Genomic DNA, 16698 nt, shown 5'->3' on the forward strand with positions numbered 1-16698 from the left:
TGACTCAACACAGTGTCGACTTAAAACAATAAGGAAATAAATTTTTATGATGCGTATCGCTCTGTTCCTTCTCACCAACCTGGCAGTCATGTTGGTGTTCGGGTTGGTACTAAGCCTGACAGGTATTCAGTCCAGCAGTGTACAAGGGCTGATGATCATGGCTGGTCTGTTCGGTTTCGGCGGCGCATTTGTTTCGTTGCTGATGTCCAAATGGATGGCTTTGCGTTCAGTGGGTGGTGAAGTTATCGAACAACCGCGCAATGAAACTGAACGCTGGTTGCTGGATACGGTGCGTCGCCAATCCCAGCAAGCCGGTATTGCTATGCCACAAGTTGCTATTTATCAGGCACCGGATATTAACGCCTTTGCGACCGGGGCTCGTCGTGATGCCTCTTTAGTGGCAGTGAGTACAGGTCTATTGCAGAACATGAGCCGTGATGAAGCAGAAGCCGTTATTGCTCATGAAATTAGCCACGTCGCTAACGGCGATATGGTCACCATGACCTTGATTCAGGGGATTGTGAATACCTTTGTAATCTTCATTTCACGCCTGATTGCGCAAGTCGCTGCCGGTTTCCTATCAGGGGACCGTGATAATGAAAGCAGTAGCGCCGGTAACCCGATGGTCTACTTTGCCGTATCAATGGTCTTGGAATTGGTCTTTGGTATTCTGGCCAGCATTATCACCATGTGGTTCTCGCGCCATCGCGAATTCCACGCTGATGCAGGCTCAGCGAAGCTGGTAGGGCGTGAGAAGATGATAGCGGCTCTGCAACGGCTGAAAACCAGCTATGAGCCACAGGAAGCAGGCAACATGATGGCTTTCTGCATTAATGGTAAGTCCAAAACCTTCAGCGAGCTGTTTATGTCACATCCGCCGCTGGACAAACGTATTGAAGCGCTGCGTTCAGGCCAGTATCTGAAGTAGCCACCACCAACTCTTCTGATTGAAAACCCCGCCCGCCAGCGGGGTTTTTTTATTGCAACCCGAGTCTAGCCACGTTTCTGGCTTATGCGCAGCAAACTCACCAATGCGGCGATACTGGCAAAGCAGCCAGCCAGCACCAGAGAAGCATGAGTGCCACTGGTTGAAAACAGATTGAACATTAATGCCACTAATGCCGCCCCAGAGGTTTGCCCCAGTAAACGGGCGGTGCCTAGCATGCCGCTGGCTCCACCGCTACGATGTTGTGGTGCAGCAGAAATAATGGTGTGGTTATTCGGCGACTGAAACAGGCCAAAACCGGCACCACATAGCACCATCCGCCAGATAATATCCACATCACTCGGGTTGGCTGGCAGCAATGCTAGCAGGAACAAACCACTGGCAAACACCGCCAAACCTATCCCGCCTAATAACCCTGCATGATAACGTTCGACTAATCGCCCGGCTATCGGGGCTACCACCATGGTTGCCAACGGCCATGGGGTTAACAGCAGTCCGGTTGCCACTTCATCACGGCCCAGAACAGTTTGTAAAAAGAAGGGCAGTGACACCATTGCCAGCATTTGTGCGGCAAAAGAGCAAATAGAAGTGCTGATTGATAATGCAAAAATAGGAATACGCAGTAAATCAACCGGAAGCAGCGGGAAAGACTGACTAAGTTGACGGCGTACAAAGAAGAAACCAATTAGTAGCAATGCGATAATTTCAGCCGCTATCAGGGTTGGGCTTTGTCCCTGAGCAAAGCCACTGATAGCGGTTATCAGTAAACCAAAGGTCAGAGCATTCATCACACAACTGGTAAAATCGAAACGGTTACCGTTACTTTTCATATTATTGGCAGGCAAATACTTCATACCTAACAACCATGCCAACAAGCCGATGGGCACATTAATGGCAAACAGCCACTGCCATGAAGCAACCGATAGCACCGCCGCGGCAATGGTGGGACCGGCGGCGGCGGAAACGGCCACAATCAATGAATTAATACCGATACCACGGCCCAGTTGTGCTCGTGGATAAATAATCCGAATCAATGCAGTATTAACGCTCATTAAGGCTGCTGCGCCAAGCCCTTGCAGCACACGGGCAAATGTTAGCGTCCATAAGGAGTCAGACAGAGCACAGAACAGCGATGTCACACTAAACACCAGTAAACCTGCCTGATAAACCCGCCGATAACCGATGATATCACCCAGAGATGCCATTGAGAGCAACGACACGGTGATAGCTAACTGGTAAGCATTCACGATCCAAATAGACGTGGCTGGGCTGGCATTGAGGTCACGAGCGATAGTTGGCAAAGCTACGTTGGCGATAGTGCCATCCAACACCGCTATGGTAATACCGAGTGCAATAACCAATATTGCAGCATAGCGCTGAGGAACCGGCATGCCATCGCTTGATGATGGGGTCATAGGTTTTATCTGTAAAAATAATGATGTAGGTAAGTGTTTATATGCTAACCAGTATTGTGCTTGAATGCATCCTTGCCAGCCGGCTTATTTGTAAATAGCGATGTGGTACCGTTATCGCAATCAGATTAACAGGCTGATAAGCACAGTAATTTGGCTAAATCAGTAAAAATAGAACCGCGATCACGGAAAAATGAAACATCGTTTCTATAATGTGAGATAGTAATAGCCTGACAGGTTCCTCTGCGGGCAAATTTTAATTCTCTGATGATTTTAAGGACTTTCCTGATGGCCAAAGGTAAACAAATCCCCCTGACATTTCACACATATCAGGATGCCTCTACCGGTGCACAAGTTACACGGTTAACACCGCCTGATGTCACTTGCCACCGTAACTATTTCTATCAAAAATGTTTCACCCGTGATGGCAGTAAGTTATTGTTCGGCGGCGCTTTTGATGGTCCGTGGAACTACTACTTGTTGGATCTCAACACGCAAGTGGCAACACAACTGACAGAAGGGCGTGGCGACAATACCTTTGGTGGTTTCTTGTCACCTGAAGATGATGCACTGTTTTATGTCAAAGATGGGCGTAACCTGATGCGAGTCTGTCTTGCCACACTGGAAGAAAGTGTGGTTTATCAGGTGCCTGAAGAGTGGGTGGGTTACGGTACCTGGGTCGCCAATTCAGATTGTACCAAGTTGGTCGGTATTGAAATTAAACGCGAAGACTGGGTCCCCTTGACCGATTGGAAAAAATTCCACGAGTTCTATTTCACTAAGCCTTGCTGCCGTTTGATGCGTGTTGACTTGAAAACCGGTGAGTCCGCCGTGATTTTGCAAGAGAATCAATGGCTAGGTCATCCAATCTATCGCCCTTATGATGACAGTACGGTCGCATTCTGCCATGAAGGTCCACACGATCTGGTTGATGCACGTATGTGGCTAATCAATGAAGATGGTAGCAACATGCGTAAAGTGAAAACCCATGCCGAAGGCGAAAGCTGCACCCATGAGTTCTGGGTGCCTGATGGTTCGGCGCTGGTGTATGTCTCATATTTGAAAGGCAGCCCGGATCGCTTTATCTACAGTGCTGACCCACAGACATTGGAAAATCGCCAATTGACCTCTATGCCGGCGTGTTCCCATCTGATGAGTAACTATGACGGTACCTTGATGGTCGGCGATGGTTCAGATGCACCGGTAGATGTACAAGACGATAGCGGCTATAAGATCGAAAACGATCCTTTCCTGTATGTATTCAACATGAAAAATGGCAGCCAGCATCGTGTTGCTCGCCACGATACCTCATGGCAGGTGTTTGAAGGTGATCGGCAGGTGACGCATCCACATCCTTCCTTTACCCCTGATGATAAACAAGTTCTGTTCACCTCTGATGTTCATGGCAAACCTGCACTTTATTTGGCTACTTTGCCTGAATCAGTCTGGCAATAGTTAAATTTTGCACTAGCCTCTTTCATGGAAAGAGGCTAATTTGCTGTCTGCAAGGTTAATATCTTATTATTCACATTGGTTTATTGCACAGTCTCGCAACTTCCCTTTATAATAAAACCACTGTTCTATTTTTTTTAAAACATATTGTTTTATGAAACACAGAAAACTGAGTAGGGTAACCAAGAAATGGCTATTGCAGATCTAGATAAACAGCCCGACTCTGTGTCGTCGGTTCTGAAGGTTTTTGGCATCTTACAAGCATTGGGTGAAGAACGGGAAATTGGTATTACCGAGCTTTCCCAACGTGTAATGATGCCTAAAAGTACGGTTTACCGCTTTCTCCAGACCATGAAATCCCTGGGGTATGTTGCCCAGGAAGGCGAATCAGAGAAATACTCCCTTACGCTGAAGTTATTTGAGCTGGGGGCTAAAGCGCTACAAAATGTTGATTTGATTCGTAGCGCAGATATACAGATGCGTGAATTATCTAATGAAACTCGTGAAACTATTCACTTGGGTGCATTGGATGAAGACAGCATTGTTTATATTCATAAAATTGACTCTATGTATAACCTGCGGATGCATTCCCGTATTGGTCGTCGTAACCCACTGCACAGTACCGCAATTGGTAAAGTGTTATTGGCGTGGCGTGACCGTGGTGAAGTAGAGGAAATCTTGTCTCATATCGAGTTCACCCGTAGCACTAAACACACCCTGGATAGCGCGGCTGCATTATTGCCAGTGCTGGATCTGGTGCGTGAGCAGGGCTTTGGTGAAGATGTCGAGGAGCAAGAAGAAGGTTTGCGTTGTATCGCTGTACCTGTTTTCGACCGTTTCGGTGTGGTGATCGCGGGCTTAAGTATTTCATACCCGACGCTGCGTTTTTCTGAAGACAGCAAGAGTGACATAGTTAAATCTTTGCATCGCGCAGCACGTAACATCTCAGAGCAAATGGGTTATCGTGATTATCCTTTCTGAGGATAAAGCGAAATAGGGTAAATACTTTATAATTATTGGATATTTTTAATCAGCTGTTAATTATAACTATTTATTCCTTCCCAGCGATGCCGGACGGCTCCTTTAACCAGGGGCCGTTTTTTATTGGCAAATCCTCCGCCGCCAAGGTGTAAGCGGCCCGACGTACCAAAATCAGTGATATGACGGTAAGCTGGGTTGTTAAAACAGCCATAACAGCAATTAATTTCTATGTATAATTATTAATCTAATACTATTTATTGTGCTTAGTATTATTCGGTCTTGTGATTTGTTAATTAAATGTATTGTTGACAGTCCATTTAATTCGGTTGGGTCACTATAACCGTGCTTAATCATATTATAGGGAGAAAAATGATGAGGAAGTTATTAAGCGCGGGTTTGTTACTGCTATTGGCGGGTTGTAGTAGCCCTCACAGTGACCGGCCGCATAAACTGATCGACCGTGATGATTATAAAATCGATACTAATCATCCATCAGTGGCTCAAAATGAACGGGTGCGTTTCTTAGTGCTTCATTATACTGCAACAGATGATGCTGAATCACTGCGAATACTGACTCAGGGCAATGTTAGTGCCCATTATTTGGTAAAAACACATCCCCAAAATGTTGAGGGCAAACCGGTTGTTTTGCAATTGGTGCCTGAAAGTCAAAGAGCCTGGCATGCCGGGGTGAGTTACTGGGAAGGGCGCACCAGTCTCAATGATACCTCTATCGGTATCGAAATCGTCAATAAGGGCTTCACTGAGAGGATGTTGGGTAGAAGGTGGTACCCTTACAATGAGTCTCAGATTGAATTGATTGAGCGCCTTACCAGAGATATTGTCGAGCGTTATAATATTGCTCCGATGAATGTCGTGGCTCACAGCGATATTGCCCCACAGCGAAAATCTGATCCCGGCCCGCTATTCCCATGGCAGCGTTTGGCGCAGCAAGGCATAGGCGCCTGGCCAGATGACGCAACAGTCGCTAAGTATATTGATGGTCGAAATAAGTATGATATCGGCTCCGTTACTGTTATTCAGCAGGCACTGGCCCGTTATGGTTATCAAATCCCACAAAGCGGCGTACTGGATAATGAAACCATTCAGGTTATTAAGGCTTTTCAGATGCATTTCAGGGCGCAGAATATTCGCGGCGTACCAGATATAGAAACTGAAGCCATTGCCCTGGCGTTGGTCGAGAAATATTACCCATAGGGTAGTTGACGTCGCCAATTAATTAGCGGCAATAAGCGCTTTAAAAGCAGAAAGCCAGTCATTTTACTGACTGGCTTTCTGAGCCATCACAATAGAGTGACTAATGAGCGTTGGTTACTGATGGGCTAAATCGCCATCATCATCGCTGTTGAGAATCTCTTTATCGGTCTGTTTCATCAATTGGCTGGTAATGGTACCGGCGGTCATTGAACCGCTGACGTTCAGCGCGGTCCGGCCCATATCAATCAATGGCTCAACCGAGATCAATAAAGCAACCAATGTAACTGGCAAGCCCAATGCCGGCAAAACAATCAGCGCGGCGAAGGTTGCACCACCGCCCACACCGGCAACACCGGCAGAACTGATGGTTACAATCCCTACCAGTGTAGCAATCCATACTGGGTCCAGAGGGTTGATTCCCACCGTTGGTGCGACCATTACGGCCAGCATCGCCGGATAGAGGCCAGCACAGCCATTTTGCCCAATGGTGGCACCAAAGGAAGCAGAGAAGCTGGCGATGGACTCCGGGATACCCAGGCGGCGGGTTTGAGCTTCCACATTCAGCGGAATACTGGCGGCGCTGGAGCGGCTGGTAAAGGCGAAGGTCAGCACCGGCCAGACTTTGCGGAAGAACTTCAACGGATTGATGCCAGTGAATGACAGCAACACGGCGTGGACCACAAACATAATCGCCAGACCAAGGTAGGAGGCAACGACAAAGCTCCCCAGCTTGATAATATCTTGAATATTAGAGCCAGCGACAACCTTGGTCATTAGTGCCAATACGCCGTAGGGGGTCAGTTTCATCACCAGACGTACCAGTTTCATCACCCAAGCTTGCAGCGTATCAATAGCAACTAATACGCGTTGGCCTTTCTCGACATCATCTTTCAGCAATTGCAGTGAGGCAATACCGAGGAACGTCGCGAAAATCACCACGCTGATAATTGAGGTCGGACTGGCCCCGGTCAAATCGGCAAACGGGTTTTTCGGAATAAACGACAGGATCAACTGCGGCACTGTCAAGTCCGTCACTTTGCTTAAGTAGTTGCTTTCAATGGCACTTAAACGTGCTGTCTCTTGCGTACCTTGTACCAAGCCTTCAGCGGTTAAGCCAAACAGATTGGTAACCAGCACGCCAACCAGAGCAGCAATTAAGGTGGTGAAAAGCAATGTACCGATTGTCAGTACGCTAATTTTACCTAGCGAAGAGGCATTATGCAGTTTAGCGACAGCACTCAAGATTGAGGCGAATACCAGCGGCATAACAATCATCTGCAATAATTGCACATAACCATTTCCGACAATATTAAACCAGGTGATGGACTCTTTCAGTACCGGGTTATCAGCACCGTATACCCATTGCAAGCCCAGACCAAACAGCACACCCAGTGCCAAGCCAACCAAAACTTTCTTGGCCAGACTCCATTGTTTATGCCGGGTTTGTGCCAATAGTAATAGCAGTGCTACAAATACCAGCACGTTAATCACAAGCGGAAGGTTCATCCCCATATCTCCAAATTATTATTTTAAATACTGGCACATATTCTATTACTATTTTTATCTAGAACAGAGCCAGGCACCGTCATGGTGCAATTAGCCGCATATGGTAGCAGTTCCTCTTCAGGCTCACTTATATCCAAAAGGAATGTTATATAAATTTCTACCCTGATTTGTATGGAATACATTCAAATTGGTGATTATTTACCCATTAAAATGTGATCACAGTCGAAAGTTTTTCAATTGTTCCATATAGGATAGCAAGGGAATGGTGGTATCAGTTTGCCAATAGACGGAAAAACAAACTAATAGAACACAGAATACGCGTTCTAATTGATTGCCTTTTTGTGGGCGTAATAGCGGGATACAGAATCGCCAGCGGCAAGGCCATAACAGCGGTACGCCAGCAGGTGTGAGCATATCCGCTAGCAAATGGCTGAAATAGCCAATAATCATTGCATGGAACGCATCTGCGGGAATAATCCAATCGCGTGAGATGTCCATTTGAAATAGTGCCACACCACCGATAACGGCCAATAGGCTATGGGTAAACCCACGATGGCCAAATGCACGGGCAATGGGGGTGGAGAGCCACTTTAACCGCTGGCCAAGGATTGACTTTGGGTGATCAATATCGGGTAGCAGGGAAGTTAGCAGGGCGCCAGGGATAATATGCCACCAGTCACCCTGTGCCAGTTCCGGTGTAAGACCGACTTTTTTGGCAAAGATAGCGCAGGCGACAGAAAAAATAAGGTGTCCTTCCCCTGTCATACTTGAATTCCGAGTCTGTAGCTGTTGATTTATCCAGTATATGAGATTTATCTTGGCGTGGATAGTCGTTACGCTGTAACTAAATGTCTCATTTTTCTCTGGCTGAGAGCAGGGAGTTTAACGTGAGTATTCAGGGGGGAAATATCAGGTCTTGGGCTGAAATGAAGTTACATTGATAAAAAAAGGGGAAAAGTGACCGGGAGTCGACTTTTCCCCAAAGTAATACGGGTATGGGCATAATTTAACAAATAATGATGAGGGTACTCATAACGACATAATAGTTAGAAGCTGTACTGTACACCGACACGGTAGCGAGTTTGACGCTCGTCAGTCGTTTTGCTACCTGCTACGTTGCCGATAGCAACATATGGCTTCCAGTTTTTATCCCATTTGTAAGCAATTTTCACATCATGAGTCCATTCTTCTTTTTCTTTATTTGCCAGAATTTCATCTTCAGATTTCTTGTAGTTTAATTCGTATTCTGCTGAATAGTCTTTCAAGAAGTTATAAGCAAACAGCATGGTGAACTCATGGCCTTTCTCTGTTGCTTTGGTCTGAGCTGGCTGGTTACGCTTGTAATATGGGCGATAACGCAGTGAGGTAGAGAAATCATCAGTAAAGGACACTTTACCGCGCAGGTAAGGGCGATAGTTGTTCGAGTCAGATGATGACTCTAATGAGAAACCAGGCTCAATCTGGAATGTTTTGTTGAATTGATAGACATAGCTGGCAACCACTTCGGTACCATTACTGACTTGCTCATTAAATGGTTTATTAGGCGTAGTATCAGAGCTGTGCTGGCCCCATTTCCCTTCTAAAGATAAACCAAAACCATTGGCAAAACGGTTGGAGATCAGTAAACGGTCTTTATGATCAGATTTACTGGTATCTTTCATTTCATGCCGATAGTCAATTGTTGTTGCAACAGAACTAAAACTGATAACAGATGCCACTGCCAAAGTAAGTAATTTAAATTTCATTTTTTATATAATCCCAGGGTTATGGTTATTTAAAACAACAATCATTAACAAGTTTATAAAAATCAACATACGACTAAAAAACAATTCCACAATCAAAGAAACAACGTTTCACTTTATGTGGATTCATATTCTATTTATATGAATAATTATTTGTGTGATCCAGATCTTTCTTAGAGATTAATTTTTTAATCAGATATTAATTTGTGATGGCGATCTAATTGGCTATTATTATTTTTTATTTATAAAACAAAACAACCCCGCCAAATCAATGGCAGGGTTTAATAACCACTTAAGTTAAATAGATTTACATATTATCTCATGGCGCGTTTCAGGATGCGGTCACCTTGTTTATTAAAGTATTCCGCAGATTCTTCAACAGATTTCTGACCATAATCGATATATTGGATTGCATCTCGGAACAATGAAACGATTTGCGGGTCATCAAAGTATGGTGACGTTTTCATTTCATGTGGCAGTTCTAATGCCATATTTAAACCAGCAACAGATGGGTCTTCATCTTTAATTACACCGCTGGCACGCAGTTGAGTTACCGCAGTCTTACTCAGTGGCACACCACGCTCTAAGCCCATAGCATCAACACCTTCTTTGCTGTTAAGCAGGAAGTTGATGAGCATGGCACTTTCTTTAGGATACTTAGTCGATTTACCAATAGAGAGCATTTGAGCAGGTTTAAAGAACAGACCTGCATCTTTTGCCTCTGGCAACATCGGATAAGGGCCAAGTATCAATTTTGCTGGTTTAGTCAGGTTATCGGAATACTTAGTAATGGTGGAGTTCCACATATAAGTACCACCCCATTCACCATTAATCCACGGCTTCATTTCGTACATATTGCTTTTGCCGAATGATGCATAGTATTTAGTGGATGGCATTACATGGTTATCAACCATTTTCTTATACATAGTAAAGAACTCAACCCACTGTTCTGGTGTATAAGCAAACTTTTTATTAGCTTCATCGATAGTCGGGGTGTTGTATTTTTGTGTCATATAAGAGCGAATTAATGCCAGAGTATCCTGGTGCTCTAATACCACAGGGTAATATTGGTCACCCAGTTTTTCTTTAAATACTAAACCTGCTTTAAGTAATTCGTCCCACGTTTTAGGATACTCTAAACCAGACTTAGCCCAGGTCGCGTCATTAAAATAGAAAATACGCGCTGTCACTGAAATCGGGATACCGTTTAATTTGCCATTAACGGTAGTCTGTTGCAGTTCTTTCGGATCGAATTGAGCCAAATCCAACTGCTCTGACACTTTATTTAAGTCATAGAAGCCAGTGCCGTCTTTGGAGAAGATGGGCAACCAGTTCCAGTTTGTTTGCATAACGTCAGGTTCAGTTCCACCCGCAATTTGCGTCGTCAGACGAGAAAGGTGACCGTCCCAGCCAGTGTATTCTGCTTTAACATTAATATTTGGGTGCTGCTTGTGGAACTCTTCCAGCGCCTTAAGTGTCATTTGATGACGCCCATTGCCCCCCCACCATGACATGCGTAGGTTAACGTCATCCTGTGCAAAAGCCTGATGTGATAATAAAGCCAGAGTGGATGCTATCAGCGTGTGTAGGATCGCTTTTTTCATTGGGTACTGCTCCTGTTAAAGAGAGATATTTTTTTCTGTTTTTGCATCAAAGATATGGCATTTATCCATATCAAATTGGAAGTACACGGTGCGATGCAGGCCACTTTCAATAATTGGCCGTGCTTCATCAGACGGTAAGCGACAAGTCAATTCAAAGTCGTCAACCTTGATGTATAAGAAGAATTCATGCCCCATGTTTTCCACACGAACTAATTCACCTTGCGAATGGTTATTGGCAAAGGGTTGTTGTGACATGCGAATAAATTCTGGACGTACACCAAAGAACACTTTCTCTCCGGCATGGGCGGCCACTTTGGCTTGCTGCTTTTCACTCAATACCAGGGTGTACTGGCCAACTGTCAGGCCAATCTGCCCCTCTTTTTCTACCAGCGTACTCGGTTTGATGTTCATTTCCGGTGCGCCAATAAAACCTGCAACAAACATGTTGGTAGGGAAGTGGTAGAGATTATCCGGGGTATCAACTTGCATGATATGGCCCAGTTTCATTACACAGATTCTGTCACCCATGGTCATGGCTTCGGTCTGGTCATGGGTAACATAAACAGTTGTTGCTGCTTTGCCGCTTTTTTTCAATTGCTTATGCAAATCTGAGATGCGGATACGCATTGAGGCACGCAACTTGGCATCGAGGTTCGACAACGGTTCATCAAACAAGAAAACATCAGGTTTTTTCACAATCGCCCGGCCTACTGCCACACGTTGTGCCTGGCCACCTGACAACTGGCGCGGCAGTCTGTCCAGCAGGTCTTCCAGCTCCAGAATTTTGGCCGCTTCTGCGACTTGCGCTTCAATCTGATCTTTTGGCAGCTTGCTCAGTTTCAGGCCAAAGGCCAGATTCTCTTTCACTGTCATGTGCGGATATAACGCATAGTTCTGGAACACCATGGCAATACCACGTGATTTAGGTGCCAGATTATTGACCACCCGATCACCAATTCGAACTTCGCCATCACTGATGGTTTCCAGACCTGCCAGCATGCGCAGAGTGGTGGATTTAGCACAGCCTGATGGACCAACAATAACCATAAACTCGCCATCATGGATTTTCAGATCAATGCCATGAACCGCGCGGAAACCGTTGGAGTAAACTTTGCCTAATTTATTGAAAATGACTTCAGCCATGATAAATCCTCTATTAACCTTTAATTCCGCTGCTGGTTACGCCTTGCACGAAGTAGCGTTGAGCCAGGAAGAAAACAATGATGGACGGCAGAATGGAGATGCTTGCCATTGCCAGAATTTCGTTCCACGGTGCGCCTTCGGTGACGTCGATAGACATCTTCAGAGCCAGCGCTATCGGGTACTTATCTACGCTGTAGACATAAATCAGTGGGCCGATAAAGTCGTTCATTGACCACATAAACTGGAACAGTGCGACAGAGATAATGGCCGGCTTCAAGATTGGCACAACCACATACCACAACACCTGTAGCGAGTTACAACCGTCGATCTGTGCCGCTTCTTCCATATCACGTGGTACACCACGCAGGAACTGAATCAGCATGAAGACGAAGAACCCTTGGGTGGCGAAGGCCGTTGGCAAATAAAGTGGTAAGTAGCTATTCAGCATGCCCATTTCACGGAACATGATGTATTGCGGAATCAATAACACAGTACTTGGCAGCAACATGGTGGTAATCAATGTTGCAAACCAGAATTTCTTCCATGGGATCTCAAAGCGTGCGAAACCATATGCCACGATAGTGGAAGAGATAATAGTCAGAATGACTTTCGGGATTACAAACTTAAAGGTGTTAAGCATGTAGTGACCGAAGTTATATTCAGTACCGGTTTTCCAACCATTAACGAAACCATCACTGGTTGCGTTTTCTGGCCATAATCCTAATGTGGTGAAAATTTCATTATTGGGTTTAAACGCCGCAGAGAACATCCACAGCAGCGGATAAAGCATCATCAGACCGACAATAATCAAAATGATGTAGCGGAAAGCAGCACTGACTTTTGCTTTGCGTTCTGTGCGGCTAATTTCCGCATTAGCAATTTCCTGCGCCAGATCTAATTTCTTCTGGTTGGAAGTTTGTTGTACGTCAGTCATTTTTTCCTCCTTTATCGGCGGAGTAGAAGACCCAATATTTAGATGATTTAAATGCAATTGAGGCGAAGAGGGCGACTACCAGGAATAATACCCAGGCCAGTGCAGCACCGTATCCCATATCAAAGTATTTAAACGCGGTATCATAGATATAGAGCGAGAATAAATACGTATAGTGAGTTGGCCCACCGTCGGTAATAACGTACGGCGCGGTAAACTCTTGGAACGCCTGCGTGGTTTGCATAATAAAGTTAAAGAAAATAACCGGCGTGATCAGTGGCACGGTAACTTTCATAAACATTTGCCATTTAGAGGCACCATCAATCATGGCTGCTTCATATTGTGACTGCGGTACGTTCTGTAATGCAGCCAGGAAGATAACCATGGCGGAACCGAACTGCCAGACACGCAGTAATGTCACGGATGTCAGCGCCAGCGCGGGTTCTCCCAACCAGTTGATGGCATCAAACCCGAACACGCCAATAAAGCTGTTTAACAGGCCATCAATGGCAAACAGGGCACGCCATAACACGGCAATTGCAACGCTGCTGCCGAGGATTGATGGAATATAGAAAGCAGTACGGAACAGGCCAATACCGCGTAATTTAAAGTTCAGTACAAAAGCGATCCCTAGAGCAAATGCCAGTTTTAAAGGAATAGTCAGAAAAACATAAGCGAATGTAACGCCCATGGATTTCCAGAATAAATCATCTTCAAGGAACATATGACGATAATTCTCGATCCCGTTAAATACGGGAGGGTTCATTAAGTCATACTCAGTAAAACTGAGAAAGAAGGATGATACAAAGGGGAAAGCCGTAAATATTATCAACCCGAGTATATAAGGTGATAAATAGGCTAACCCCAGCATTCTGTTTTCATTCATAATGCTTACCTATTTTTAATAACATGAAAGATAAATAAAATTACTGATTCAAAAGCGTCGGATAAATAAAATCAATATCATACAGAGTACGGTTTTCCCCGTTCACCCGATAATCTCCATGAATGTAACCACCATTGGTAATAAATTGAGGCATAGCAGCAGACTTATTTTGTTTTGCTGCAATTAAGGCCAATATTGCTAATGCAATTGGATTGTCGATACGGAAATAACGGTGTTGAGCCGATTCAACAAACAGGCCGCGATGGTAATGTTGTTTAAATAGTTCATCGCCAACTTGCCAGGCTAATTCAAATAATCGGCTACATTGGCAGTGCTCTGCCAGTTCAATTAAGGCCAACAATAGGTGTGCAGTGGCAGCAGGTTTTTTACCCACCATCAATGATGCCCGGCGTTTTTGTTTGTTCAATTCAGCAAACTGCCAGCGGTGCAGTAACACACCAATCAGATCCAGCAGCTCTTCATCTTCACTCAAGCGCCAGGCGCGAACTAATGGCAGCAAATAATCAACATCTAATGGGAAGGGAGAAATAACCGTACCTTTGGCGCCATAGTAACCATCCCGCTGCAATACATAGCCGCTCATGTCTTGTCCATCGTTCCATAACGGGCGCAATGTATTGCTCTCAACGTTATAAGCGAAACGATAGTAGTTCTTTAAGCCATCAATAACCCATTGCAAGACTTGTGCATCGGGTTGTTGGCGCAGGATATCTAACATCGCCAATGGGTTATCAATCAGTAGCGGGCGCATATCGCGAAACAGCACATTAGCTTCGCGAGCAATGTCACCAAACTCTGGACCAAACTGGCGTTTGGCACGATCGCCATACCAAGATTGGGTCTGATTATCGTCCGCCGGGATAGGGCGACGCTGTTGTGGCGAACTGAACTGATAAACCGGTAAACCGGTTTCCGGGTTACGGGCTAATACATATTGGCGATAGAGATGTTTCCCCCAAGCCGCAGCGGCGATATCACCGGTATATTCAGCATATTTATATGCGGCATAAATCAGGTCAGTACCCGCATTCACAAAGGTCAGGCCTTTGGTTTCAGGAAGGCGTGGTAAGTCAGTAGGGTTAACCACATCGCGGCGAGCATGGGTAAAAACATGTGGGTCGCGTAACTTGTCGTAGCTACCGTGGCGGCCCAGATCCAGCGTTTGCCAATCCTCTACATGGGCGTGCCAAAAACCCTGTAAGAAATTAAGTGTTTTTTCCCGGTCAACAGTGACCAGAAAATCGTAATAGGGCAGATGATGTTTCAGTTCATGTACTTGCGCTTTTGATTCTGGCCCTTCGGTCGTTAATGTATCCAGATTGAGGAAACGATGGCCGCCCCAGTAAAACAACCCGCTTTGCTCATGAACGCCACGGTGCATAAAATAGCTGCTTTGCACTCGTGCTTGTTGGTGATATTGCGGATCCTGAGTCACCAGACTGAGGGCATCCAATGTCCGCAGCCAGTTTTGCTGACTGGCAAAATTAGATATTGGTGTATTGTGGCCATCAGGAAATTCCCATACGACCGGTTGATGTGTCAGCACATCAAAGCCATCAGCTAGCAGGGGGGTAGGGTTTTGGTTGCTATGGCCAATAGACTGGACCAGATCAACATAGCTGCGAATAGCGCTGAGCCAGTTAATCATCATTGCGTCGCTGCCTTTAATGTTGCCTACAAAATCCATTGCCATAACCCCATCATCGAACATCAGGATAGAACCGGTTTAAGGTTCCTTATAAATAGAAACGTCGTTTCACAATCTATTATATTTGTATTTACTGACGAGTCATTGAGCGAATGACAAAAGTGTGATCGGAGTCGGAACGTTGTTTTGAATTTTTTATTTTTGCGCTTTTGGCAGAAATTTATCGGTAGATTTATTTGTTAACTAATTGATAAATAAGTAATAAAAAAGGCACAACAGAAGTTGTGCCTTGATGCGTTTTTGAGTCAAAACATTGCGAATAACTCCGCCAGATAGACCTTAACTCAAATTAGTCATGATTATCGGCTTAGCGAGCCAACCAACCGCCATCAACCGCGATGGTGTAACCGCTGATATAATCAGATGCTTTAGATGCCAGGAAGACCACTGGGCCTTTCAGATCATCAGGCAAGCCCCAACGGCCAGCAGGGATACGGTCAAGGATCTCTTTGCTGCGTTCTTCATCTTTACGCAACTGTTGGGTATTGTTGGTCGCCATGTAACCCGGTGCCACTGCGTTCACGTTGATGCCATGTTTAGCCCACTCGTTAGCTAACAGACGGGTCACACCCATGACTGCGCTTTTCGATGCGGTGTAAGATGGCACACGGATACCACCTTGGTAAGACAGCATTGATGCCACGTTGATAATCTTGCCGCCATGGCCTTGTTTGATGAACTGTTTAGCAACCGCTTGAGACATAAAGAACACGGTTTTGATGTTAACGTTCATGACATCGTCCCAGTCCTTCTCGCTGAAGTTGATCGCATCTTCACGGCGAATGATACCGGCGTTATTGACCAGAATATCGATTTGGCCAAATTCAGCGACAGCTTGCTCTAACAGGGCAGGGATGTGCTCAATTTTGCTCAGGTCAGCCGTCAGGCTAAGGAAACGGCGGCCCAGTGCAGTCACTTTATCAATAGTTTCACGTGGCTCAACAATGTTGATACCCACGATATCACAACCGGCTTCGGCTAAACCGATCGCCATGCCTTGGCCCAAACCTGTATCACAGCCAGTAACCAGTGCAACTTTACCTTTCAATTCAAAGGAATCTAAAATCATAGCTAACATCTCTCTCAAGGCGGTCAAAGATTGCCGCGATTTCAATATTGGGGAGAAAACCGCCCAAAGGACGGATTCGGTT

General features: G+C 45.4%; 14 protein-coding genes. 4 read left to right on the forward strand and 10 right to left on the reverse strand.

The genetic code is table 11. From position 1 onward, the window contains the following. The first annotated feature begins 46 nt into the window (after positions 1-46). Positions 47-928, forward strand: a complete 882-nt coding sequence (gene htpX, locus V1956_RS12205) for a protease HtpX (RefSeq protein ID WP_005182949.1) — start codon at positions 47-49, stop codon at positions 926-928. Positions 929-993: 65 nt separating this feature from the next. Here htpX and V1956_RS12210 read toward each other — a convergent pair whose 3' ends face one another. Then, entirely contained in the window at positions 994-2361 is a 1368-nt protein-coding gene (locus V1956_RS12210; RefSeq protein WP_420074952.1) for an MFS transporter, read from the reverse strand. A gap of 285 nt (positions 2362-2646) precedes the next feature. Here V1956_RS12210 and ogl point away from each other — a divergent pair, with 285 nt between their 5' ends. From ogl to V1956_RS12225, 3 genes are all read left to right on the forward strand, one after another. Further along, complete coding sequence (ogl, locus tag V1956_RS12215; RefSeq protein ID WP_083158661.1) at positions 2647-3813, forward strand: oligogalacturonate lyase; 1167 nt, start codon at positions 2647-2649, stop codon at positions 3811-3813. Positions 3814-3999: 186 nt separating this feature from the next. Continuing rightward, a complete protein-coding gene (gene kdgR / locus V1956_RS12220; protein WP_050077553.1) occupies positions 4000-4791 on the forward strand; it encodes a DNA-binding transcriptional regulator KdgR in 792 nt (263 codons plus the stop codon). A 372-nt stretch (positions 4792-5163) separates the two neighbouring features. Continuing rightward, positions 5164-6006: an N-acetylmuramoyl-L-alanine amidase gene (locus V1956_RS12225; protein ID WP_372559911.1), complete on the forward strand. Its 843-nt coding sequence runs from the start codon at positions 5164-5166 to the stop codon at positions 6004-6006. A 114-nt stretch (positions 6007-6120) separates the two neighbouring features. On the opposite strand, the gene V1956_RS12230 is transcribed toward V1956_RS12225, so the two are convergent. From V1956_RS12230 to kduD, 9 genes are all read right to left on the reverse strand, one after another. After that, positions 6121-7512, reverse strand: a complete 1392-nt coding sequence (locus V1956_RS12230) for an L-cystine transporter (RefSeq protein ID WP_193784651.1) — start codon at positions 7510-7512, stop codon at positions 6121-6123. 216 nt (positions 7513-7728) lie between these two features. Next, on the reverse strand, positions 7729-8277 hold the full coding sequence (locus V1956_RS12235) for a metal-dependent hydrolase (RefSeq protein ID WP_005182936.1): 549 nt from the start codon (positions 8275-8277) through the stop codon (positions 7729-7731). A 281-nt stretch (positions 8278-8558) separates the two neighbouring features. Continuing rightward, on the reverse strand, positions 8559-9257 hold the full coding sequence (locus V1956_RS12240) for an oligogalacturonate-specific porin KdgM family protein (RefSeq protein WP_372559170.1): 699 nt from the start codon (positions 9255-9257) through the stop codon (positions 8559-8561). A gap of 311 nt (positions 9258-9568) precedes the next feature. Continuing rightward, complete coding sequence (locus V1956_RS12245) at positions 9569-10858, reverse strand: ABC transporter substrate-binding protein (protein WP_083158665.1); 1290 nt, start codon at positions 10856-10858, stop codon at positions 9569-9571. 15 nt (positions 10859-10873) lie between these two features. After that, positions 10874-12001, reverse strand: a complete 1128-nt coding sequence (locus tag V1956_RS12250) for an ABC transporter ATP-binding protein (RefSeq protein WP_083158666.1) — start codon at positions 11999-12001, stop codon at positions 10874-10876. 13 nt (positions 12002-12014) lie between these two features. Next, the gene (locus V1956_RS12255) at positions 12015-12935 is read right to left on the reverse strand and encodes a carbohydrate ABC transporter permease (RefSeq protein ID WP_083158667.1); all 921 of its coding nucleotides are present in this window, start codon (positions 12933-12935) and stop codon (positions 12015-12017) included. Continuing rightward, the gene (locus V1956_RS12260; RefSeq protein ID WP_019210193.1) at positions 12928-13818 is read right to left on the reverse strand and encodes a carbohydrate ABC transporter permease; all 891 of its coding nucleotides are present in this window, start codon (positions 13816-13818) and stop codon (positions 12928-12930) included. The genes V1956_RS12255 and V1956_RS12260 overlap by 8 nt, the downstream gene beginning before the upstream one ends. Before the next feature lie 40 nt (positions 13819-13858). After that, entirely contained in the window at positions 13859-15526 is a 1668-nt protein-coding gene (locus V1956_RS12265) for a pectate lyase (protein WP_420072296.1), read from the reverse strand. Positions 15527-15854: 328 nt separating this feature from the next. Further along, a complete protein-coding gene (gene kduD / locus V1956_RS12270; RefSeq protein ID WP_005182925.1) occupies positions 15855-16616 on the reverse strand; it encodes a 2-dehydro-3-deoxy-D-gluconate 5-dehydrogenase KduD in 762 nt (253 codons plus the stop codon). Positions 16617-16698 lie beyond the last annotated feature (82 nt).

The sequence above is a fragment of the Yersinia sp. 2540 StPb PI genome (assembly GCF_052217165.1).
Classification (GTDB): domain Bacteria; phylum Pseudomonadota; class Gammaproteobacteria; order Enterobacterales; family Enterobacteriaceae; genus Yersinia; species Yersinia enterocolitica_E.

Excerpts from the sequence above, each read along its gene's own strand:
- V1956_RS12260 (WP_019210193.1), bottom strand. The coding sequence starts at position 13,818 with ATGAATGAAAACAGAATGCTGGGGTTAGCCTATTTATCACCTTATATA.
- V1956_RS12240 (WP_372559170.1), bottom strand. The coding sequence starts at position 9,257 with ATGAAATTTAAATTACTTACTTTGGCAGTGGCATCTGTTATCAGTTTT.
- V1956_RS12210 (WP_420074952.1), bottom strand. The coding sequence starts at position 2,361 with ATGACCCCATCATCAAGCGATGGCATGCCGGTTCCTCAGCGCTATGCT.
- kduD (WP_005182925.1), bottom strand. The coding sequence starts at position 16,616 with ATGATTTTAGATTCCTTTGAATTGAAAGGTAAAGTTGCACTGGTTACT.
- htpX (WP_005182949.1), top strand. The coding sequence starts at position 47 with ATGATGCGTATCGCTCTGTTCCTTCTCACCAACCTGGCAGTCATGTTG.
- V1956_RS12255 (WP_083158667.1), bottom strand. The coding sequence starts at position 12,935 with ATGACTGACGTACAACAAACTTCCAACCAGAAGAAATTAGATCTGGCG.
- V1956_RS12250 (WP_083158666.1), bottom strand. The coding sequence starts at position 12,001 with ATGGCTGAAGTCATTTTCAATAAATTAGGCAAAGTTTACTCCAACGGT.
- V1956_RS12225 (WP_372559911.1), top strand. The coding sequence starts at position 5,164 with ATGAGGAAGTTATTAAGCGCGGGTTTGTTACTGCTATTGGCGGGTTGT.
- V1956_RS12230 (WP_193784651.1), bottom strand. The coding sequence starts at position 7,512 with ATGAACCTTCCGCTTGTGATTAACGTGCTGGTATTTGTAGCACTGCTA.
- V1956_RS12235 (WP_005182936.1), bottom strand. The coding sequence starts at position 8,277 with ATGACAGGGGAAGGACACCTTATTTTTTCTGTCGCCTGCGCTATCTTT.
- ogl (WP_083158661.1), top strand. The coding sequence starts at position 2,647 with ATGGCCAAAGGTAAACAAATCCCCCTGACATTTCACACATATCAGGAT.
- kdgR (WP_050077553.1), top strand. The coding sequence starts at position 4,000 with ATGGCTATTGCAGATCTAGATAAACAGCCCGACTCTGTGTCGTCGGTT.
- V1956_RS12245 (WP_083158665.1), bottom strand. The coding sequence starts at position 10,858 with ATGAAAAAAGCGATCCTACACACGCTGATAGCATCCACTCTGGCTTTA.
- V1956_RS12265 (WP_420072296.1), bottom strand. The coding sequence starts at position 15,526 with ATGGATTTTGTAGGCAACATTAAAGGCAGCGACGCAATGATGATTAAC.